Source organism: Gammaproteobacteria bacterium, from assembly GCA_036381015.1.
GTDB lineage: Bacteria > Pseudomonadota > Gammaproteobacteria > Steroidobacterales > Rariloculaceae > ZC4RG20.
Genome location: DASVDR010000037.1, coordinates 31,241 through 52,277 on the forward strand (window position 1 = coordinate 31,241; position 21,037 = coordinate 52,277).

At 71.0% G+C, this 21,037-nt stretch carries 16 protein-coding genes; 11 read left to right on the plus strand and 5 right to left on the minus strand.

The features are described 5' to 3' along the window. Positions 1 to 60 precede the first annotated feature (60 nt). Positions 61 to 1,026, plus strand: a complete 966-nt coding sequence (locus VF329_12960) for a diguanylate cyclase (GenBank protein HEX7081916.1) — start codon at positions 61 to 63, stop codon at positions 1,024 to 1,026. A gap of 84 nt (positions 1,027 to 1,110) precedes the next feature. Here the strand turns inward: VF329_12960 and VF329_12965 are convergent, their stop codons facing one another. The 3 genes from VF329_12965 to VF329_12975 all read right to left on the minus strand — a co-directional run bounded on the left by VF329_12965 (position 1,111) and on the right by VF329_12975 (position 6,513). Continuing rightward, positions 1,111 to 2,373: a CsiV family protein gene (locus VF329_12965; GenBank protein ID HEX7081917.1), complete on the minus strand. Its 1,263-nt coding sequence runs from the start codon at positions 2,371 to 2,373 to the stop codon at positions 1,111 to 1,113. Positions 2,374 to 2,491: 118 nt separating this feature from the next. Then, entirely contained in the window at positions 2,492 to 5,983 is a 3,492-nt protein-coding gene (gene mfd, locus VF329_12970) for a transcription-repair coupling factor (protein HEX7081918.1), read from the minus strand. Positions 5,984 to 6,192: 209 nt separating this feature from the next. Then, on the minus strand, positions 6,193 to 6,513 hold the full coding sequence (locus VF329_12975; protein ID HEX7081919.1) for a hypothetical protein: 321 nt from the start codon (positions 6,511 to 6,513) through the stop codon (positions 6,193 to 6,195). A gap of 148 nt (positions 6,514 to 6,661) precedes the next feature. Between VF329_12975 and VF329_12980 the strand changes: the two genes are divergently transcribed. The 8 genes from VF329_12980 to lpxK all read left to right on the plus strand — a co-directional run bounded on the left by VF329_12980 (position 6,662) and on the right by lpxK (position 16,397). Beyond that, complete coding sequence (locus VF329_12980) at positions 6,662 to 7,906, plus strand: lipoprotein-releasing ABC transporter permease subunit (GenBank protein HEX7081920.1); 1,245 nt, start codon at positions 6,662 to 6,664, stop codon at positions 7,904 to 7,906. Positions 7,907 to 7,973: 67 nt separating this feature from the next. Further along, positions 7,974 to 9,221 carry a lipoprotein-releasing ABC transporter permease subunit gene (locus VF329_12985; protein ID HEX7081921.1) on the plus strand — a complete coding sequence of 416 codons (1,248 nt, stop codon included), beginning with the start codon at positions 7,974 to 7,976 and terminating at the stop codon, positions 9,219 to 9,221. Next, positions 9,214 to 9,933 (plus strand): ATP-binding cassette domain-containing protein, encoded by a 720-nt coding sequence (locus VF329_12990; GenBank protein ID HEX7081922.1) that lies wholly within the window; start codon positions 9,214 to 9,216, stop codon positions 9,931 to 9,933. Before VF329_12985 ends, VF329_12990 begins: the two co-directional genes overlap by 8 nt. Before the next feature lie 36 nt (positions 9,934 to 9,969). Next, positions 9,970 to 12,315 carry a DNA internalization-related competence protein ComEC/Rec2 gene (locus VF329_12995; GenBank protein HEX7081923.1) on the plus strand — a complete coding sequence of 782 codons (2,346 nt, stop codon included), beginning with the start codon at positions 9,970 to 9,972 and terminating at the stop codon, positions 12,313 to 12,315. 101 nt (positions 12,316 to 12,416) lie between these two features. Then, the gene (locus VF329_13000; GenBank protein ID HEX7081924.1) at positions 12,417 to 13,079 is read left to right on the plus strand and encodes a MotA/TolQ/ExbB proton channel family protein; all 663 of its coding nucleotides are present in this window, start codon (positions 12,417 to 12,419) and stop codon (positions 13,077 to 13,079) included. After that, positions 13,045 to 13,467 (plus strand): biopolymer transporter ExbD, encoded by a 423-nt coding sequence (locus tag VF329_13005; GenBank protein ID HEX7081925.1) that lies wholly within the window; start codon positions 13,045 to 13,047, stop codon positions 13,465 to 13,467. Before VF329_13000 ends, VF329_13005 begins: the two co-directional genes overlap by 35 nt. Positions 13,468 to 13,486: 19 nt before the next feature. Beyond that, a complete protein-coding gene (gene msbA, locus VF329_13010) occupies positions 13,487 to 15,319 on the plus strand; it encodes a lipid A export permease/ATP-binding protein MsbA (GenBank protein ID HEX7081926.1) in 1,833 nt (610 codons plus the stop codon). Positions 15,320 to 15,329: 10 nt separating this feature from the next. Continuing rightward, entirely contained in the window at positions 15,330 to 16,397 is a 1,068-nt protein-coding gene (gene lpxK / locus VF329_13015; GenBank protein HEX7081927.1) for a tetraacyldisaccharide 4'-kinase, read from the plus strand. A gap of 43 nt (positions 16,398 to 16,440) precedes the next feature. Here the strand turns inward: lpxK and VF329_13020 are convergent, their stop codons facing one another. Continuing rightward, a complete protein-coding gene (locus tag VF329_13020; GenBank protein ID HEX7081928.1) occupies positions 16,441 to 16,884 on the minus strand; it encodes an OsmC family peroxiredoxin in 444 nt (147 codons plus the stop codon). Positions 16,885 to 17,087: 203 nt separating this feature from the next. Between VF329_13020 and kdsB the strand changes: the two genes are divergently transcribed. Both kdsB and VF329_13030 read left to right on the plus strand, forming a co-directional pair. Then, a complete protein-coding gene (gene kdsB / locus VF329_13025) occupies positions 17,088 to 17,828 on the plus strand; it encodes a 3-deoxy-manno-octulosonate cytidylyltransferase (protein HEX7081929.1) in 741 nt (246 codons plus the stop codon). Between the two features lie 188 nt (positions 17,829 to 18,016). Beyond that, positions 18,017 to 18,478, plus strand: a complete 462-nt coding sequence (locus tag VF329_13030; protein ID HEX7081930.1) for a low molecular weight protein-tyrosine-phosphatase — start codon at positions 18,017 to 18,019, stop codon at positions 18,476 to 18,478. Positions 18,479 to 18,581: 103 nt separating this feature from the next. On the opposite strand, the gene VF329_13035 is transcribed toward VF329_13030, so the two are convergent. Continuing rightward, positions 18,582 to 21,017, minus strand: coding sequence for an Rne/Rng family ribonuclease (locus tag VF329_13035; GenBank protein ID HEX7081931.1), 2,436 nt, complete (start codon positions 21,015 to 21,017; stop codon positions 18,582 to 18,584). Between the last annotated feature and the right edge of the window lie 20 nt (positions 21,018 to 21,037).

A 21,037-nucleotide genomic window follows, 5' to 3' on the forward strand; every position in this document is an offset into this window, starting at 1 on the left:
GCCCGACACTGTGAAGCGGATCATAGACGCCGTCGCGCGCGCTGATCGAACATAATTTCGATGGAGATCGCGACCGAAACGAACAACAACACATTGGATCGCCGTTCGTTGGAGCAGATCGTGACCCGCAGCTCCGAAGCCGTCATGCTCCTCGACGCTCTCGATCCGTCGAGACCCGTGATCTACGTGAATCCCGCGTTCGAATCCATGACGGGATACGCCGCCGGCGACGTTCTCGGCAAACCTTGGCCGTTGCTCGGGCGCGCCGGGGATCGCCGCGCGCGTGCCGAGCTCGAGTCGGCGATGGCGCGCGCCGAAGCGGTCGACGTGGAGCTCGCGGACGCGCGCAAGGACGGCACGCCGTGGACGAGCCGCGTGAGCTTCTCTCCGCTGCACGACGCCCGCGGCGACGTCCGCTATTTTCTCGTTCTGCAGCGCGAGGCGCCGCCGGCGTCCGCAGCCTCCAACATCGAGGTGGGCCTGCTGCGCCGCGAGCTCGGCCGCGCCCGCCGGAAGCTCGACCACATGAATCGCATCGACCAGGCCACGGGCCTGCTGCGCTACGAGCATTTCACGGAGATGCTCGAACGCGACCTCGCGATCGCTCGGCGGGAACGTCGCTCGGTCGCGCTGATGGCGTTCGAGATCGTCGAGCTCGACGTCTACCGCCGGACGTTCGGCGCGAAAGCCGCCGACTCGTGCGTGCGAATGATCGGCGCGCAGATCAGCGGCACGTTGCGCCGTGCCGGCGACCTGTGCGCGCGCCACAGCGACTCGCTCCTCGTCGCATCCGTGCTCGGCCAGGAGGTCGTCGAGGCGGAGCAGCTCGCCGACAAGATCGTCGAGAACGTCCGCGGCTTGAAGCTGCACAATCCCCACGCGAAGTCGGGGCGCTACGTGAGCGTCGCGCGCGCGGTCGTGGGCGGCGTGCCGCGCGCGGACGACGGTGTGGAAGCGCTCGTCGAGCGCGCGCGGCGCGAGCTGCTGCCGTCGATCGCGGCCGCCAAGAAGAGCTACGCCAGCTAGCCGCAGGCTCGCCCTTCCCACCCGCGACCACGATGCGGGCAGAGACGGCCCGGGCGGGCTCGCCTCGCGTCGTCGCGGTCGCGGTCAGGCGGCGGGGCGCACGTCGTCCGACGATTCCGCCGGCACCTCGTAAGGCTCGACGGCGATGACCACGCCGAACCGCGGGTGATCGAAATAGTGAATCTCCCCGCTTCGCACGCGCCGCTCCACCGAGAGCGTGTAATGAGGGGGCAGCGCGATCTCCGAGAGCTCGATCGGCGCGAACGCGTCGCGGCCCGGCCCGCGGCGCGCGCCGGCCGGCGCGCTCCGGTCGTTTCGGACGCTGCCCGGGCGCCCTGCACCGGCCGCGGCGCCGCCGAACGCGCCCGAGGGATCGGTTCGTGGGCCGGAGGGTCCGAGAGCGCCGGGCTCGCCGGCCGGCGCCTCGCCGTCGGCCGCCCCCACGCCTGCACCGGGCGCGCCGAAAGCCGCCTGCGGCCGGTAGTCGAGATCGAGGGTCACGTGCAGATAGCGGCTCACGTGCAGCCGAATCGAGCCGGCCGGGTTCGCGACGCCGAGATAGGAGAGGTCGAACGGCTGCGCTTCCTCGAGCGGCAGCCCTTCCTGAATCCAGCCGACGTGCACGAGCGGCGTGTAGCCGTCGAGACTGTCGAGCCGCTGGTAGGCGTCCGTCAGGCGAAGCTCGTCCGGCGCGAGCCGTCGGAACGGGAACGGGGCGAAGGCGAGATCGGGCGGGCCCGCCAACGGTGACGGCGGCGCCGCCGCGGCGTTCGCATCGCCCGCCGCGCTTGCGCCGTCCGCAGCCTGCGCTCCCGGCTGCTCGGCTGTTCCACCGGCGCCGGGGCGCGCAGCGCCGTCGGCTTCCACCGGCGGTGTGCTTTCGGACCCGACCGGCCCGATCGTGCCCGCCCGGCCCGGCCGATCGAGACCGCCTTCCCGCGACGCGGCCGCTTCCACCCTCGCGCGAAGCACGTCTTCGCGCCGCGCGCGGCGACGCTCGCCGAGCCCGCCGGCCGTTGCGTCGGCGTCCGCGAACGGATCGTCGGTATCCCCGGACGGATCCTCCGCGAACGGATCGGCCGGCACCCACGGGCTGAAGTCGAACGTGCGCAGCGGTCCCGCGTCGGCCAGCTCGCGCAGCGTCGACTGCGCGGCGTGGTGGCGGAAATATTCCTCGTTCGGATCGCCGCCCTCGTTCGCGAAGACGATGATCTCGACGCGGTAGAGCGGCACCGGCGGCTCCGGCGCCTCGACGCTCGTGCCGCCGGAGGGCTCCTGCGCCGCGGCGCCGACCGTGAGCACGGCCGCGCATGCGGTGACGCCGCGAGCAAGCGGATGAAGCTTCATCCGGCCGATTATAGCGACCGAAAACCGGCGCGTCGGTGACGAAATATGACGCTTTCGGGCGACGGACCGGAGCGCGCGGCGGTGCGCGGGGCGCGATCGACGACCGCCGTCCGCGCCGTCACGCCGCGGCTTCGAGCTCGCCGGCGCCGAGCTGGAGCAGCAGCTTCTCGGCCTCGCGGATGCGCTGCTCCTCGGCCGCGGCCTGCCACGTGAACTTGAGCTTGAACGGCCCGTCGAGCTTGAAGCGCGCGGGCTGGTCCTCTATCAGGCCGACGAGCGCCGCGGGGTCGACGTTCGCCCGCTGCGCAAAGCGCAGCGTGCCGCCGCTCGCGCCCGCCTGCAGCTTCACGGCGCCGAGGCGCTGCGCGAGGAGCTTGAGCCACGTGATCTCGAACAGTGTCCGCGTCGGCGGCGGCAGCAAGCCGAAGCGATCGATGAGCTCGATCTGAAGCCGATCCAGCTCCTCCCGAGAGCGGGCGTTCGCGATGCGCTTGTAATGCACGAGCCGCGTGTGCACGTCGGGCATGTAGTCCTCGGGGATCAACGCCGGCAGACCGAGCTCGATCTCCGGACCGTGCGTGAACGGGTCGTCGAGATCGGGCTCGCGGCCTTCCTTGAGCTCCTTCACCGCGCGCGCCAACAGCTCGTTGTAGAGCGTGAAGCCGACGCCCGCGATCTGGCCGCTCTGACCTTCGCCGAGCAGCTCGCCGGCGCCGCGGATCTCGAGGTCGTGCGTCGCGAGCGTGAAGCCCGACCCGAGCGCCTCGAGCGACTCGATGGCTTGAAGGCGCTTCGCGGCCTCGGGCGTCAACGCCCGGAGCGGCGGCGCGATCAGGTACGCGTAGGCCTGATGGTGCGACCGGCCCACGCGCCCTCGGAGCTGGTGCAGCTGTGCGAGGCCGAGACGGTCCGCGCGGTTGATGATGATCGTGTTCGCGGTCGGGATGTCGATGCCGCTCTCGATGATCGTCGTGCAGACCAGCACGTTGAAGCGGCGATGATAGAAATCGAGCATCACCGACTCGAGGGCGTGCTCGGACATCTGCCCGTGCGCGACGCGGATCGAGGCCTCCGGCAGCAGCTTCTCAAGCTGATTCGCGATGCTCTCGATGTTCTCGACGCGGTTGTGCACGAAGTAGACCTGGCCGCCGCGACGGAGCTCGCGGAGCACCGCGTCGCGGATCTGCCGGTCGTGCCATTCGCCGACGAACGTCTTCACCGCGAGTCGCTCGGCCGGCGGCGTCGCGATGATCGAGAGATCACGCAGGCCGCCGAGCGTCATGTTCAGCGTGCGCGGGATCGGCGTCGCGGTCATCGTCAGCAGGTCCACCTCGGCGCGCAGCTTCTTGAGCTGCTCCTTGTGCTTCACGCCGAAGCGATGCTCCTCGTCGACGATCACGAGACCGAGGCGCTTGAACTCGACGCCGCGCTGCAGGAGCTTGTGCGTGCCGATCACGATGTCGACGCTGCCGTCGGCCAGGCCGTCGAGCACCTCGCGGCCGCCCTTCGCGCTGCGGAACCGGGAGAGCAGCTCGACGCGGACCGGCCAATCCGCGAAGCGGTCGGCGAACGTGCGGTAGTGCTGCTGAGCGAGCAGTGTGGTCGGCACGAGCACCGCGACCTGGCGCCCGCCGTGAACCGCGACGAACGCGGCGCGGAGCGCGACCTCGGTCTTGCCGAAGCCGACGTCGCCGCAGACGATCCGGTCCATCGGCTTGCCGCTCGTGAGGTCGTCGAGCACTTGCCGGATCGCGGCCTGCTGATCCTCGGTTTCCTCGAACGGAAACTCGAGCGCGAAGCGCTGGTACCCGTCCTCGGCCGGCGGATATCGGATGCCTTCCCGCGCCGCCCGCTTCGCGTAAAGGTGCAGCAGCTCCGCGGCGACGTCGCGTGCCTGCGCGGCGGCTTTGCGCTTCGCCTTCGCCCACTGGTCCGTGCCGAGGCGATGGAGCGGTGCGTTTTCCGGGTCCGCGCCGCTGTAGCGCGTGACGAGATGGAGGCTGTGCACCGGCACGTAGAGCTTGTCGCCGCCGGCGTACTCGAGCAGCAGGAACTCGGTGAGCAGGCCGTCGACCTCGAGCGTCTTCAAGCCCTGGTAGCGGCCCACGCCGTAGTCCTCGTGCACGACCGGCGCGCCGACGCGGAGATCCGTGAGCTCGCGGATGACCGCTTCCGGATCACGCGGCGGGCGCCGCCTCCGCGCGCGCTGGCGCGGACGCTCCATGCCGAGCTGCTCGGCGGTGATGACGCGGACTTGCCGCTCGCCGAGCCTCAAGCCGTCCTCGATCTCGCCGACTGCGATCCCGAGGGACACGTCGGAGTCGAGGAACGCGGCCCACCCGGGGACCGTGTGCGGCGCATAGCCCCGGCCGCGGAGCAGCTCGAGGAGCATCTCGCGATGGCCCGGGGACGACGTGACGATCAACGTGCGATCGCCTTCCGCGCCGTCGAGCCAGCGCGCGATCCGGTCGGCCTCCGGGGCGGCGCCGGCCGAGAGCGGATGCGAGACCGGCGCGTTGAACGCCGCGCGCCCGGCCTCTATCTCCCCGTGCGCGAGCTTCAGCGTCAGCTGGCCGCGGAGCGCCGCGAGCACGTCGGCCGGGCGCCAGAACCCGTCCTCCGGCCGGAGCACCGGCCGCTCGAGGTCGCCGGCGAGCTGCTCGTAGCGCTCCTCGATCAGCCGCCAGCCCGACTCGAGGCCTCCCTCGGCATCGTCGACGAGCACGACGAGCGCGCGTTCGTCCGCGCCGCCGGCCGAAGCTTCCGGCTGCCGCAGGTAGTCGAGCAGCGACGCGGTGGCATCGAAGAAGAGCGGCAGGTAGTACTCGACGCCGGCCGGCAACTGCGCTTCGGAGATATCGCGGTAGAGCGGGCACTGCGTCGGATCGCCGCCGAAATGGGCGCGGAAGCGCCGGCGGAATCCGGTGATGCCGGCCTGATCGAACGGGAATTCGCGGGCGGGCAGCACGCTGACGGCGTCGGTCTCGGCCCGCGTGAGCTGCGTCTGCGGGTCGAAAGTCCGCAGCGTTTCGATCTCGTCGTCGAAGAAATCGACGCGCACCGGCTCGGCCGCTCCCGCGGGGTAGATGTCGACGAGCGCGCCGCGCACGGCGAGCTCGCCGGGCTCGGTGATCTGCTCGACGCGCATGTACCCGTGCTCGACGAGCCGCCGCACGAGCGTGTCGCGGTCGACGACCTGGCCAACACGAAGCTCGAGCGAGCGGCTCACGATGAAATCGGGCGGCGGCAGCCGGTTCAGCAGCACCTCGGCGTCGACGACGAACGTGCACCGCTCGCGCCGCGCGAGCCGGGAGAGCGCGGTCAGCCTTTCGGCGAGGAGATCCTGCGGCGGCGAGATCGGCTCGTACGGCAGCGTCTCGTAGTCCGGGAAGCGGTGCGTCGGCGCGCCGCCGGAGAAGAACGCGATTTCCCGCTCGAGCCGATCCGCCGCGGCCGCCGACGGCGCGACGATCACGACCGGCCCCCGGTGGCGCGCGGCGGCCTCGGCGGCCGCGAGCGCAACGGACGCGCCCGGGAGGTGTCCCCAGACGACGTGAGGCGATTCGGGCGCCGGCAGCGGAAGGCCGGCGAGAGGACTGTTCCGGTCCATCGGGTCGTCGGCAAAAGCCGGAATTATTCCATAGCCGGAGGGCGGGATGGCTTCGACACCCCTTCGGGCGGGGCCGTTCCCGCATCGCCGCGGGCCCGCGGCGATGCGGAACGCGATCGGCGCGAAGCCGTCGCGACGGCGCGGCGTGCTCGACGGCCGCGCGGGCGGGGGTCAGCGCGCCGCGCGTTCGGCGGCCGCGCCGGCGGGATTCAGCGCGCGGCGCGCGCGGAGGTTTGCCCGGCGGCGGCAACCGCCGCGCCGTGACGCGCGACGGCGTGGATCACGCGGTCGTACTCGAAGTACACGGTGAAGTCTGGGTACTCCCAGCGCGTGATCGGCGGATCGCCGACCGCGTCGTATCGCTGCAGCGGCGCGCCGAACTTCGATTCGACGCTCGCCATCGTCACGCCTCGGGCCGGGCGCTCCGAAGCGCTCTGCCGAGCGCTCTCGAGGCCGTCGATCAGCAGCACGTCGGCGAGCGCGGCGGGCGACGCCGCGAGCAGCAGAGCCAAAATCGTCCTCGGCAGCATCGGCTCGATCCTCGCTGGAACGCCCGGACTATAGCACCGGGCCTCGGGCCTGAAATCAACGCGCGGGCCGTTTTGCGGCGCGGGTCACATTTCTCCCTTCTTCCGGGCTTTCCTCCCGCCGGCGGCGGCGTGTGGTTTAATGCCGTCGATGTTTCAACCGCTCGAGCTCTTCGTCGGCCTCCGGTACGTTCGCTCCCGGCGCCGCCGCGGCATCGTCTCGTTCATGAGCGGCGCGTCGCTGATCGGCGTCGCGCTCGGCGTGGCCGCGCTGATCGTGATCCTTTCCGTCATGAACGGTCTCGAGTCGGAGCTGCGGACGCGCCTTCTCGCGATGACGGCGCACGCGACGTTGTCCTCGCCGGAGGGCGGCCTCGACACGTGGCAGGCGCTCGCCGACACGCTCGCGACGCGCGACGGTGTGGAGAGCATCGCGCCGTTCGTGACGCTCGAAGGCATGCTCCGCTCCGGCCCGAACCTCGTGCCCGCCGTCGTGCGCGGCGTTCTTCCGGAGCGGGAGCGGATGATCGCCGACAGCGTCGCGATCGTGGACGGCGCGGGGCTCGACGCGCTCGAGCCCGGCCGCCGCCGGCTCATTCTCGGCCGCACGCTTGCGGCGCTCCTCGGCGCGGGCGCGGGCGACACCGTGGACGTGCTCGTGCCGAGGGTCGAGCACGGCCGGCTGACGCCGAAGCTCTTCGCGTTCACCGTCGCCGGCGTGTTCGACGCCGGCGTGCCCGATCACAACCAGGGCCTCGCGCTCGCGAACGTGGAGGACGCGAGCGTGATCGGAGGGCTCGACGGCCGCGTCGAAGGCCTTGCCGTGCGGCTCGCCGACGCGCTCGACGTGGATCTCTTTCGTGCCTCGATCGGCGACGTGCTCGAGAAGACGTCCCTTCGGTACTCCGACTGGACCGAGGAGCACGCGAGCTACTTCACCGCGATTCGCATCGAGAAGACGATGATGACGATCATTCTGATGTTCATCGTCGGCGTTGCGGCCTTCAACATCGTGGCTTCGTTGATGATGGTGGTCACCGAGAAGAAGAAGGACATCGCGATTCTCCGCACCAGCGGCCTCGAGCCGGGCCGGGTCGCGAAAATCTTCTTCGTCCAAGGCTCGGTGATCGGCCTCGCGGGCACGATCCTCGGCACCGTGATCGGCCTCGCGCTCGCGCTGAACGTGGACGTGATCGTTCCGTGGCTCGAGCAAACCTTCCATTTCCGCATCTTCCCCGGCGACGTCTACTACGTGACCGAAGTGCCTTCGGAGGTGCACGCCGTCGACGTCACGCTGATCCCCGTGATCGCGTTCGCGCTGACCGTGCTGGCGACGCTCTATCCCTCGCGCCGGGCGGCAGCGATCGGCCCGGCGGAAGCGCTGCGCTACGAATGAGCGGGTGCCCGCGAGCGGCTCTCGTGCGCCCGGACGACGCACCGGCCGGCGCCCGGAGGACGACGCCGTGAGGCAGCCGTATCAGCTCTCCGTCGCATTTCGCTACCTCCGCGCCCGCCGGCGCGAGAGCTTTATCTCGTTCATATCGCTCGTTTCGATGATTGGCATCGCGCTGGCCGTGGCCGTATTGATCGTCGTCGCGTCCGTGATGGACGGCTTCGAGTACGAGCTCCAACGAAGGATTCTGAGTGTCGCGTCGCATGCGTCGATCAACAGCTTCACGGCCCTGGAGGACTGGCGCGCGCTGCGCGAGCGCGCGCTCGCGCGGCCCGACGTCCTCGGCGCCGCTCCGTTCGTCGAAGGGCAGGGCATGATCGTCGCGGGCGAGAAGACGGCGGGCGTCACGGTGCGCGGCATCGATCCGGCGCTCGAGGCCAGCGTCTCCGGGATCGGCGGAATGATGCGCACGGGCACGCTCGGCGCGCTCACGCCGGACGGCTACCGGATCGTGATCGGCGCGAGCCTCGCCGAATCGCTCGGCGTCGGCGTCGGCGACGAGATCGTGATCGCGCTCGCCCGCGATCCGATCGTCACACCGGTCGGCATCGTGCCGCGCCAGCGCTCGTTCACGGTCAGCGGCGTCTTCGACGCCGGAATGTACGAGTACGATCACGGCCTCGCGCTCGTGAACATCGCCGTCGCGGCGCGGTTGTTCAACACCGGCGGCGACCCCACCGGCCTGCGCTTGGCCGTCCGCGACATCTACTCGGCCCAGGCGATCGCGATAGAGCTCGCCGAGACGCTCGATCAGCGCGTCTACGTCACGGATTGGACGCGTCAGCACGTGAACTTCTTCAACTCGATACGCCTCAGCAAGTCGATCATGTTCGTGATTCTCTCGATGGTCGTCGCCGTCGCGGCGTTCAACATCGTCTCCACGCTCGTCATGGTGGTGCGCGACAAGCGCGGCGACATCGCGATTCTGCGCAGCTTCGGCGCCGCTCCGCGGAGCATCATGTCCGTGTTTGCGAGCCAAGGCACGATGATCGGTGTCGCCGGCACGCTGCTCGGAGTGCTGCTCGCGCTGCTCGTGATCACGCAGCTCCACAGCGTGGTCGAGCTGCTCGAGGCGTGGCTCGGCATCGATCTCCTCTCCGAGGAGGTCTATTTCCTCGGCGAGCTTCCCACGCGGATCCGCGCCGGGGAGGTCGCGAAGATCTGCCTGATCGCGCTCCTGCTCGCGGTCGCGGCGACGATCTACCCGGCGCTGTCCGCCGCGCGCCAGCCGCCGGCCGAGGCTCTGCGCTATGAATGAGGCGATGTCCGAGGAGGCACGCGGGGCCGCGAGCGAGCCGGTGCTGATCGCGCGCGGCCTCGTGAAGACCTTTCACGAGGCCGGACGCACGCTCGAGGTGCTGCGCGGCATCGACTTGGCCGTCGCGCCCGGCGACCGCATCGCGATCGTCGGCGCGTCGGGCTCCGGCAAGACCACGCTGCTCCAGCTCCTCGGCGGTCTCGACGACGCCACCGCCGGAGAGGTGATCGTCGCCGGCGAGAGCATGCTCAGGCTCGGCAACGTCGAGCGCGGCCGGCTGCGCAATCGAGCGCTCGGCTTCGTCTATCAGTTTCATCACCTGCTGCCCGAGTTCTCCGCGCTCGAGAACGTCGCGATGCCGCTGCTCGTCCGCGGCGTGAAGGCCGCGGAAGCCGAGCGCGAAGCGCGCGCGCTGCTCGAGCGCGTCGGCCTCGGCGAGCGTCTCGAGCATCGGCCCGGGCAGCTTTCCGGCGGCGAGCGGCAGAGGACGGCGGTCGCGCGCGCGCTCGTCACGCGCCCGGCGGCCGTGCTCGCGGACGAGCCGACGGGCAACCTCGATCGGCCCACGGGCGCGCGGGTCTTCGATCTGCTGCTCGATCTGAACCGCTCGCTCGGCACGAGCCTCGTCGTCGTCACCCACGATCCGGACCTCGCCGCGCGCATGGACCGCGTGCTCGAGCTGAAGGACGGCGTCCTCCGCCCGAGCGCATAGCGGGGCGCGTCCGGACGGCCGGCGCTCTGTCCGCGCGTGCCCGCTGCGGCCGCAAACGCTTCCGGCACCGCGCGCGGCGGCGCACGCAGCCTCGGCCTGCGGCTCGCGGCGCTCGTCGTGTGCGCGGCCGCGCTCGGCGTCCATCGGCTGCCTCGGCTGCCCGATCCGGCGTGGCTCGTGCCGCTCGCGATCCTCGCGCTCGCCGCGCTCGAGCGGCCGGCGGGCCGCTTGCTGCTCGTCGCGATCGCCGCGAGCGTCTGGACGGGCTTCGCCGCGGAGCGCCGGCTCGACGACCGCCTGCCGGATGCGCTGACGGGCAGCGACTTCGCCGTGTCTGGCTGGGTCGACGACTTCCCGAGCGGCACGGCCGAGCGCAAGACGTTCTCGTTCACGGTCGAGCAGGCCGGGGATCCCGCCGTTCCGTCACGGCTGAGGCTCGGCTGGTACGACCCGCCCGCGCTGCTCGAGCCCGGCGCATCGCTCGAGCTGACCGTCCGCTTGTGGGCGCCGCGCGGTCTCGCGAATCCCGGCGGCTTCGACTACGAGCAGTGGCTGCTCGTCCGGGGCTACGGGGCCACGGGGTACGTCCGATCGGCCCGCGCCGCCCCGGACGGTCCGTGGTCGCTCGCGCGCTGGTGGCTGCGCGTGCGGCGAGAAGCGGCGGAGCTCCTCGCCGCGTCCGCTCCCGACGCCGCGTCCGGCGCGCTCCTGACGGCGCTCACGATCGGCGAGCGCTTCGGCTTCACGGAGGCGCAGTGGGACGACCTGCGCCGCACCGGCACGACGCATCTGGTCGCGATCTCGGGCTCGCACGTGAGCCTCGTCGCGCTGCTGGTCTTCGCCTGCGTGCGGCGGCTGTGGCTGCGCCTCCCGCAGGCCGTCGTGCATCGCGATCTCGAGGCCGCGGCGGTCGCTGCCGGGCTCGCGGCGGTCGGCTACGCGGCGCTCGCCGGCTTCGACGTGCCGGTGCAGCGCTCCGTCGTCATGGTCGTCGCGGCGCTCGCGGTCGCCGCGAGCCGGCGCGCGATCGGATGGGGCGACGGCCTCGCGGCCGCGCTGCTCGCCGTCGTGATCCCCGATCCGTTCGCCGTGCTCTCCGCGTCGTTCTGGCTGTCGTTCGCCGCGGTCGGGATGCTGCTGCTCGTCGCGCTTCGGCGCGACGTGCGGGTGCGTCCCGCCGGAGCGGCGCGGCGCGTCGCTCGGTGGACGGCCGCGCTCGTCACGCTGCAACTCTGCATGAGCTTCGGCCTCGCGCCGATCGCGGCGGCGTATTTCGGCGAGGTCTCGCTCGTGTCGCCGCTCGTCAACCTCGTCGCGATCCCGTACTTCGACCTCGTGCTGGTGCCGTTCGGGCTCGCGGCGCTCGCCGCGTCCGCGCTGCACGTGATCGGCGCGCCGGCGTTGGTGCATGCGGCCGCCGGGCTCGCGAGCTGGGCGTGGGCCGGGATACACGCGGCCGCGGGCGTCGAAGGGGCCGCGTTCGCGCTGCCGCAGCCGGCGCCGCCGGTCGTCGCGCTCGCGCTCCTCGGCGTGGCCGCAGCGCTTGCCGCCCCGCCGCTTCCGGGCAGGCGTCTCGCGTGGTGCGCGCTTCTGCCGGTCTGCGTGCCGTTCGATCCGCGTCCCGCGATCGGCACCGCCGAGGTCACGGTGCTCGACGTCGGTCACGGTCTTGCGGTCGTCGTCGAGACGCGCGCGCATCGGCTCCTCTTCGACGCGGGCGCGCGCTTCCCGTCGGGCTTCGATATCGGCCGGGAAATCGTCGTGCCTGCGCTCGCGCGCCGCTCGGTCGGGCTCGACGCTCTGATCGTGAGCCATTCGGACAACGATCATGCGGGCGGCGTCCCGGCCGTGCTCGACGCGTTTCCGGAGACCGCGGTCATCAAGGGGCCGGACGTCGCCGCGATTCCGGGCCGCGTCTGCACGGCCGGCCGGCGCTGGCACTGGGATGGCGTTCACTTCGAGATGCTGCATCCGCCCGCTGACTTCGCCGAGCGCGGCAACGAAAGCTCGTGCGTGCTGAAGGTCACGGCGGCGGGCGGCTCGCTGCTGATCACGGGCGACATCGAGGCGCGCGGCGAGCGTCTGCTCGCCTCCGGGCCGCGCGTCGCCGCGGATGTCGTCGTCGTCGCGCATCACGGCAGCGCGACGTCGTCCACGCCCCGATTCGTGCGCGCCGCCCGGGCCGAGGTCGCGATCGTTTCGGCGGCGCACGCGAACCGCTGGGGCTTCCCGAAGCCCGAAGTGGTGGAGCGCTGGGAGCGGAGCGGGGCCGCCGTTCTGACCACGGGCGAGGTCGGGGCCCTGACGATCGAGCTCGGCGAGAACGGCGTCGAGCTCACCGCGGAGCGCGAGCGGCGGCGTCGCTATTGGCAGACGAATTGACGGGAACGAGCAGCGGTTCTCGAAATGCCCGTTGATTTGTGGTGCATTCGACCCCGGACGCGCTATAGTGCGCGCACCTTTCGGAGCTTGCGGGCCGGCGGATGTGGGAGATCGTGAAAGCGGGTGGTTGGCTGATGGTGCCGATCATCGCGTGCTCGGTGCTGACCGTCGCGATCATCCTCGAACGGCTGTGGACGCTGCAGCAAAAGCGCGTGCTGCCCAAGGATCTCGTCGCGCAGATCCGCGAATGGCTGAAGTACAACGAGCTCGAGCCCGAGCATCTCGAGATGCTGCATCAAAACTCCCCGCTCGGGCAGATCCTCGCAGCGGGTCTCTCCGCCCGACACGCCGACCGCGGGCTCATGAAGGAGCGCATCGAGGATAGCGGCCGGCACGTGGTCCACGAGCTCGAGCGCTACCTGAACGCGCTCGCCACGATCGCCGGCATCAGCCCGTTGCTGGGCCTGCTCGGCACAGTCGTCGGTATCATGAAGGTGTTCACCGCGCTGACCGCGAACGGCCTCGGCAGCCCGGCGGCGCTCGCCGGGGGCATCTCGGAGGCGCTGATCACGACTGCCGCCGGCCTGAGCGTCGCGATTCCGGCTTTAGTCGCTTATCGATACCTGCGCGGGCGCGTGGACGCGCTCGTCGTGAAGATGGAGAAGGAAGCGTGGAACTTTCTCGAGACGCTTCCGCAGCAACCGTACGCGGAGTCGGTCCGCGCGATAGATGAAGCTCAGCACGCGATCAAGAGAAGAGCCTGAGATCAACCTGACGTCGCTGATCGACGTCGTGCTGCTGCTCCTGATCTTCTTCATGGTCTCCACGAGCTTCGTGCGCGAGGCCGAGATCAATCTGACGTTGCCCGAAGCGAACGCGAGCGCTCCGGCCGACGCGCCCGTCGAGACTCTCGAGATCACGATCACCGCGGCGGGCGAATACGCGGTGAACGGCAGGCCGCTCGTGAACAGCGAGCGGCGCACGCTCCGCGCCGCGATCGAGCGGCTGATCGGCGACGCCCGCAACATGCCGGTCTACATCCGCGCGGACGCGAACGCCACCCACCAGTCCGTCGTCACAGCGATGGACGTGGTCGGCCAGCTCGGCTTCGTCCACGTCAACATCGCGACGATCACCCCTCCGGAAGCGTGAGCCGCCCCGAGTCGACGGAATGGCATCTGAAGAGCCGCGGCCGCTCCCGGGCGCGGTGAGCGACGTGGAAGACGGTGCCCCGCGAGAGCGGCGCGCCGTCGGGAGACGCGCGGTGCTGGACCGGCACGCCGTCGCGGTGTACCGCCGCCTGCTCGGTTACCTCGCGCCGCACTGGCGCACGATGGCGGGCGCGATGGTCGCGATGGCCGTCTATGCCGCCACGAACGGGGTGTTCCCGTTTCTGCTCGAGGACGTGATCGAGCGTCTGCAGGACGTGGGCCGCGCAGCCGACTCTCCGTGGCGCATACCGCTCCTGATCGCGCTCGCGTTCGGCGTGCGCAGCGTGATGGATTTTCTCGCAGTCTACGGGTTCAGCTGGGTCGGCCGCTCGGTGATCCGCGATCTTCGCAACGAGCTCTTCGGCCACTACCTCGTGATGCCGGCCGGCGATCTCGACCGCATCCCGTCCGGCGTGCTGATCTCGAAGCTCACTTACGACACGGAGCAGGTGGCTGAAGCCATCTCGACGTCGATCGTCACGCTGCTCCGCGACGGTCTCACGATCCTCGTGCTGATCGGCGTGATGCTGTATCTCAGCCCGCAGCTCACGCTGCTGGTTGCCGTCGTCGGCCCGACGATCGGCGTCATGGTCAGGTACATGAGCCGGGCGTTCCGGCGCTACAGCGCGCGCATTCAAAGCTCGATGGGCGACGTGACGCGCGTCGCCGAGCAATCGCTGCACGGGCATCGCATCGTCAAGGTCTTTCAAGGCGAAGCCTACGAGCGCGAACAGTTCGACGCGATCAATCGGCGCAACTTCCGGCTGAACGTGCGGCTCGCCGCGACGCGGGCCGCGGGCGACGCGCTGACGCAGTACGTGGTCGCGCTCGGAGTCGCGGCCGTGATCCTCGTCGCGTTCTCCGAGTGGATGCTCGAGGATCTGAGCGCGTCGCTGTTCGTCGCCTTTCTGATGGCGATGGGCACGCTGCTCGCGCCGCTCAAGCGCCTCATCAACATCAACGCCGCGGTGCAGCGCGGGATCGCGGCGGCCGAGAGCCTGTTCGAGACACTCGACGCGCGCGGGGAGATCGACCAGGGCACCGAGCGCCTCGAGCGCGCACGCGGCGACGTGGAGTATCGGAACGTATCGTTCGGGTACGGCCGAGGAGGGCGCGTGCTGCGCCGCGTGAACATCCGCGCCCCCGCGGGCAGCACGGTCGCGCTCGTCGGCCGCTCCGGCAGCGGCAAGTCGACGGTCGCGAGCCTGCTGCCGAGGTTCTACGACCCCGACGAGGGCGAGATTCTGCTCGACGGCACGGACATCCGCCGCTATCGGCTCGCGGATCTTCGCCGCCAGCTCAGCTTCGTCGGCCAGGACGTCGTGCTCTTCGACGACACGATCGCGAACAACATCGCGTACGGCGCGCTCGGCAACTGCCCGCGCGAGGAGATCGAGCATGCGGCCGAGGCCGCGTACGTGTCGGAGTTCGCCGCGGCGCTCCCCGAAGGCCTCGATACTCCGGTCGGCGAGCGGGGCGTGCTGCTCTCGGGCGGCCAGCGGCAGCGCATCGCGATCGCGCGCGCGATATTGAAGAACGCCCCCGTGCTGATCCTCGACGAGGCGACGTCCGCCCTCGACACGGAGTCGGAGCGGCGCGTGCAAAGCGCGCTCGGCGCGCTGATGAAGGGCAGGACGACGCTCGTGATCGCGCACCGCCTGTCGACGATCGAGAACGCCGACTCGATCGTCGTCATGAGCGACGGCGAGGTCGTCGAGACCGGCACGCACGCGGAGCTCCTCGCGCGCGGCGGGCACTACGCGGCGCTCTATCGGATGCAGTTCGCCGGTTGAGGCGCCGGGCATGCGCGCGGAGACCGCAAGGGCCGTCGACTCGATCTGGTACGGCGAGAGCGCGTGGCGTTGGCCGCTGTGGCCGCTCTCGCTCCTGTTTCGGCTCGTCGTCACGCTTCGGGCCGCCGCCTACGCGAGCGGCGTGAAGCGGAGCGTGCGGCTGCCGGTGCCGGTCGTCGTCGTCGGCAACGTCACCGCCGGCGGCACCGGGAAGACGCCGCTCGTGATCTGGCTCGCCGAAACGCTCCGCGCGCGGGGCTGGTCTCCCGGGATCGTCACGCGCGGGTATCGCGGGCGCGCACGCTCGTGGCCCCGGCACGTCGCGGCCGACGACGATCCGGCGCTCGTCGGCGACGAGGCGGTGCTGCTCGCCGCGCGCACCGGCGTCCCCGTCAGCGCGGGACCCGACCGCGTTGCGGCGGGCGCGCTCCTCGCCGACGGCGGCGTCGACGTCGTGATCTCGGACGACGGCTTGCAGCACCGGCGGATGGCGCGCGCGTTCGAGATCGCGGTCGTGGATGGGCGGCGCGGGCTCGGCAACGGGCTCTGCCTGCCGGCCGGGCCTCTCCGCGAGCCGGCGTCGAGGCTCGGCACGGTCGACGCGGTCGTCGTGAACGACGGCGGCACGGCCTCCTCCGCGTCGGGCTCCGGCACGTCGGCGTGCGCCGGCGTGCCGTCGAGCGCGTTGCGAATGACGCTGCGCGTGAGCCGCGTGTACCGGGTTCGTGACGGCGCCACGGCGCGGCTCGCGGACTTCGCCGGACGCACCGTCCACGCCGTGGCCGGCATCGGCGATCCGGAGCGGTTCTTCCGGATGCTCGAGCGCGCGGGCCTCGACGTATGCCGCCATCCGTTGCCGGATCATGCCGAAATCACGGCCGCGGATCTGCGTCCCGCGCCGCACGGCGCGGTGCTCGTCACGGAGAAGGACGCGGTGAAATGCCGGGAGATCGCTCACGACGATCTGTGGTGTGTTGCAGTCGAGGCCGTCCTCGAAGCCGAGGCCGGGGGGCGCCTGGCCCGCACGATCGACGAGCGGCTTCGCGCGAGCGGCGGCAGGCCCGCCGTGCGGGCATGACGCGCCGGCGCGCGCGCCGCTTTCCCTTCGCGAGGTCGGCCGCTCAGCTCGAGCGCGCGTTCAGCGTGACCGTCGTGCCGCCGCGGAGCAGATTCGAGATCGGGCAGCCTTCGTCCGCTTGCCGGGCGAGCTCGACGAAGCGTTCGTTCGAGATCCCCGGCACGCGGCCGACGACCTCGAGCGCGGAGCGCGTCACTCGCGGCCCGTCGGCCGCGCCCGTGTCGAGCTCGACGACGGCGGTGACCTCGAGCGATTCCGCGGGCGTCCCGGCGCCGGCGAGCGTATGCGACAGCGCCATCGCGTAGCAGGTCGAGTGCGCGGCCGCGATCAGCTCCTCCGGGCTGGTCTTTCCGCCCGGCGCCTGCGTCCGCGAGGCCCACGTGACCGGGAGCTCGGTGAGGGCGCCGCTCCCGCCGCTGAACTTCCCCGATCCCGATGCGAGATCGCCTTTCCAGATCGTCGTCGCTTGTCGCCGAATGGCCGCCATGTTCCTTCTCCTCCAACCCGTGCCTATCCGAGGTCGGGACGCTTGCGCTATCGTGACGTCCCGCCGCGCACGGGCATGCAAGGCCGGTGCCGGACGTCGAGTGAAATGAACGGCGCGCCGCGCGGCCCGACGCGGTCGGCGAGAGCGCTTTTCGCCCGTCGCGCCGTCCCGCTGACGACTGACGACGCTTCCGACCGAGCACGATGACGGTTCGCTTCAATGTCGTGATTCCCGCGCGCTACGCGTCGAGTCGGCTGCCCGGCAAGCCGCTCGCGGACATCGGCGGACGGCCGATGATCGCTTGGGTGCACGAGCAGGCGCGCGCGAGCGGCGCCGCGCTCGTCGTGGTGGCGACGGACGACGAGCGCGTGGTGGCCGCCGCCCGGGCCTGCGGCGCCGACGTCGAGCTCACGAGCGCAGCGCACGCGAGCGGCACGGATCGGATCGCGGAGGTCGCGGCCCGCCGCGGCTTCGGCGACTCCGAGATCGTCGTGAACGTGCAGGGCGACGAGCCGCTCGTGCCGCCTCGGCTGATCGCACAGGTCGCCGAGCTGCTTGCGGCCGACCCGGACGCCTCCATCGCCACGCTGACGACGCCGGTGACGTCGGAGCGGGAGCTGCACGACCCCGCCGCGGTGAAGGTCGTGTGCGATCGCGCGGGGCGCGCCCTCTATTTCAGCCGCGCGCCGATCCCGTGGATACGCGACGGGCAGCGAAACGAGCCGCCGCGCCGGCACATCGGGCTCTATGCATACCGTGCCGGCGATCTGCGGGCCTTGGCCGCCGAGCCGCCGTGCGCGCTCGAGCTCACGGAGCGCCTCGAGCAGCTGCGGGCGCTGTGGCTCGGCTATCGGATCGCGGTCGCCGATGCCGAGGTGCCGCCGCCGCGGGGGGTCGACACGCCCGAGGACCTCGCAACGGTACGCAGGCTCGTCTCCCAGTGACGGCGACTCGGCCGGTGCCGCCCGCGAGGCGCTCGTGCGCTACAATTTGTTCCGCTTCGCAAAGGATCGCGAAACGCCGGGGGCCGAGCTTGAAGATGATCTTCGACAGACTGCGGCGCACCGCCGCGGAATCCGACGAGGATCCGGGCGCGGCGGCCGAAAGCGGATTCGGCCTGCTGTTCGTCTGCATGGGCAACATCTGCCGCTCGCCGACGGCCGAAGCCGTGTTCCGCAAGGTCTGGCAGGAGCGTGCACCCGAGCTGGCGCTCCGCCTGGATTCGGCCGGCACGCACGCCTACCACGTCGGCGAGCCGCCCGATCAGCGCGCGCAGCGGGCGGCGGCTCGCCGCGGCATCGATCTTTCCGGTCAGCGTGCGCGGCGGATCGAGCGGAGAGATTTCGAGCGCTTCGACCTGGTGCTCGCGATGGATCGCACGAACGTCGAGCTGCTGCGGGAGCTTTCCCCGGCCGAGTATCACGATCGGATCCGGTTGCTCCTCGAGTTCGCACCTCACGTCGGGCGCACCGAGGTGCCCGATCCGTACTACGGCGGCAGCAACGGCTTCGAGCACGTTCTGGACCTCGTGGAGGAGGCCTCGCTCGGCCTGCTCGAGCACGTGAAGCGCCGGCTGCAAAGCGCGGGCGTCTGACGCGGTTCTCCGCCGTACCCGAGTCACTGCGCGCCGCCGCGATGCGGAGGGCAGCCGACGTCGCCGCCGCGGGCGGCGGAGAGGCTTCGAAAGGCGCCCGACGTCAGCCCGAAGCCGACGCTTCCTGATTGCGGTCCTCGCCCGGGCCTTCCGTGCCGGTCCGGTGCGCTGCGTCTCCGCCGGAGCCCGCGGCATCGTCGGCCGCGCGGGAGGCGGGCTCGGCGCTTCGCGGCGTATCCGGAACGGCACGGGCCGGCGTGTCCGAGCGCGGCGCCGGCGATGCGTCAGCCGAGACCGAGTCGGCCCCGCTCAGAGGCGACGCGACGAGCCGCGGCGCCGCTCCGGCGCCGCCCGTCGGCATGGCCGGCGCGCTCTCCGCTCCGCTGCCGTTCGTGCTCCTCGGCGTCGCCGGCTCGGCCGGCTTCGCGCCGGCCTGCTCGGGCGCGCCGCGTTCGTCGCCGGCACGCGTCCGCGCGGCGTCGGTTTTTGCGGTCTGGGCTTCCGCTGTCGCGCTCTCGTCCGAGCGGCCGCCGTTGCGCCGGTCGCCGCGCGATGCCTTGCGATTGCGCGAGCGGCGGTTGCGGGAGCCCCCGCCGTGAGCCCCGGCCGGCGGGCTTTCCTGGCTGCCGGTCGGCGCGGCGGACGCGTTGCCTTGGCCGCTTGCTTGTGCACGGCTGGAGCGGCCGCCCTGCGCGCTCGCGTCGCTGCGCCCGCCGCGGCTCTTGCGCGTGCTTCCGCGTTCGCGGCTTCGCCGGTCGCCTTGGCCGGTGCGCCCGTCACGTTCGCGGCTGGACGACGCACGCCGCCCGCCGCGTGCCGCCGGAGCGGATCGCTCCGCTTCCCGGCCGCCTCCGTTCAGCCACGCGAGCATGCGACGCAGCAGTCCCGGTGCCTTCGGCTCGTCGCGCGCCGTCCGCTCAGCCGGCAGCGGCGCCGGCGTCGTCGGCAGCACGGCGGAGACCGCCGCTTCCTCGGCCTTCACGGCGCGCTTGATCTCCTCGTAGGCGAGCGACGGATCCTCCTTCGGCTCGACCATCTTGTAGCTGGTGCCGGAGTTCTCCGGCAGATGGGCCTCGTCGTCGCGGACGCGCTTGATCGAATAGTTCGGCGTGTCCATGTCCGGATTGCCGATCAGCACGATCTGAACGTTGTTGCGCTCCTGGATCGTCTGCACCCAGTCGCGCTTCTCGTTCAGCACGTAGTTCGCAACCTCCATCGGCAGCTGCGCGATGACCTTCGCGGTCCGGTCCTTGCGCGCCTCTTCCCCGACGAGCCGCAAGATCGCGAGCGCGAGCGACTCGACGCTGCGTACGTTCCCGGTGCCGTTGCACCGGGGGCACACGGATTGCGTGGATTCCTCGAGAGAGGGGCGCAGCCGCTGCCGCGACAGCTCGAGCAGGCCGAAACGGGAGATGCGGCCGATCTGAATCCGCGCGCGATCCTGACGAACGGCCTCGCGCAGCCGGTTCTCGACCTCGCGCTGGTTCCGGTGCGGGCCCATGTCGATGAAGTCGATCACGACCAGGCCGCCGAGGTCGCGGATGCGCAGCTGCCGAGCGATCTCGTCCGCCGCCTCGAGGTTCGTGTTGAGCGCCGTTTCCTCGATGTCCTCGCCCTTCGTCGACCGCGCGGAGTTGATGTCGATGGCCGTGAGCGCCTCCGTGTGGTCGATCACGATGCTGCCGCCGGACGGCAGCTGGACCTTGTGCGCGAACGCGGACTCGATCTGGCTCTCGATCTGAAAGCGCGTGAAGAGCGGCACGGTGGGGTCGTCGTAGAGCTTGAGCTTGCGCACGCTCTGCGGCAGCACCCGCTCCATGAACTCGAGCGCTTCCTGGTAAACCTTCGGATCGTCGATCAGAATTTCGCCGATCTCGCTCGAGTAGTAGTCCCGCAGCGCGCGGACGATCGCGTTCCCTTCCTGGTAGATCAGGAACGGGGCCGGACGGGTCACGACGACCTGCTTGATCGACTCCCAGACGCGCAGCAGGTAGTCGAGATCCCAGCGCAGCTCCTCGGTGCTGCGGCCGACGCCGGCCGTGCGCACGATGCAGCCCATGCCTTCCGGCGGTGCGAGCTCCTCGAGCGACTGCCGGACGATCTCCCGGTCCTCGCCCGTGATCCGGCGGGAGACGCCGCCCGCGCGCGGATTGTTCGGCATCAGCACGAGGAAGCGGCCGGCAAGGCTCACGTACGTGGTCAGGGCCGCGCCCTTCGTGCCGCGCTCCTCCTTCTCGACCTGGACGACGATCTCCTGGTTCTCGCGGAGCACGTCCTTGATCTGCACGCGCTCGCCCGCCTCTGGCTGGCGGATGAAGTATTCGGGGGAGATTTCCTTTAGGGGGAGAAAGCCGTGGCGCTGCGCGCCGTAGTCGACGAAGGCGGCCTCGAGGCTCGGCTCGATGCGAGTGATTCGCCCCTTGTAGATGTTCGCCTTACGCTGTTCTCGCGAAGGTACCTCGATATCAAGATCGTAAAGTTTCTGGCCATCCACCATGGCCACGCGCAACTCTTCCTGCTGAGTTGCGTTCACCAACATGCGTTTCATAAGACCTCAGC

Coding starts and splice junctions, on each gene's coding strand:
- VF329_12960 (HEX7081916.1), top strand. CDS start 61: ATGGAGATCGCGACCGAAACGAACAACAACACATTGGATCGCCGTTCG.
- VF329_12965 (HEX7081917.1), bottom strand. CDS start 2,373: ATGAAGCTTCATCCGCTTGCTCGCGGCGTCACCGCATGCGCGGCCGTG.
- mfd (HEX7081918.1), bottom strand. CDS start 5,983: ATGGACCGGAACAGTCCTCTCGCCGGCCTTCCGCTGCCGGCGCCCGAA.
- VF329_12975 (HEX7081919.1), bottom strand. CDS start 6,513: ATGCTGCCGAGGACGATTTTGGCTCTGCTGCTCGCGGCGTCGCCCGCC.
- VF329_12980 (HEX7081920.1), top strand. CDS start 6,662: ATGTTTCAACCGCTCGAGCTCTTCGTCGGCCTCCGGTACGTTCGCTCC.
- VF329_12990 (HEX7081922.1), top strand. CDS start 9,214: ATGAATGAGGCGATGTCCGAGGAGGCACGCGGGGCCGCGAGCGAGCCG.
- VF329_13000 (HEX7081924.1), top strand. CDS start 12,417: ATGTGGGAGATCGTGAAAGCGGGTGGTTGGCTGATGGTGCCGATCATC.
- VF329_13005 (HEX7081925.1), top strand. CDS start 13,045: ATGAAGCTCAGCACGCGATCAAGAGAAGAGCCTGAGATCAACCTGACG.
- msbA (HEX7081926.1), top strand. CDS start 13,487: ATGGCATCTGAAGAGCCGCGGCCGCTCCCGGGCGCGGTGAGCGACGTG.
- lpxK (HEX7081927.1), top strand. CDS start 15,330: ATGCGCGCGGAGACCGCAAGGGCCGTCGACTCGATCTGGTACGGCGAG.
- VF329_13020 (HEX7081928.1), bottom strand. CDS start 16,884: ATGGCGGCCATTCGGCGACAAGCGACGACGATCTGGAAAGGCGATCTC.
- kdsB (HEX7081929.1), top strand. CDS start 17,088: ATGACGGTTCGCTTCAATGTCGTGATTCCCGCGCGCTACGCGTCGAGT.
- VF329_13030 (HEX7081930.1), top strand. CDS start 18,017: ATGGGCAACATCTGCCGCTCGCCGACGGCCGAAGCCGTGTTCCGCAAG.
- VF329_13035 (HEX7081931.1), bottom strand. CDS start 21,017: ATGTTGGTGAACGCAACTCAGCAGGAAGAGTTGCGCGTGGCCATGGTG.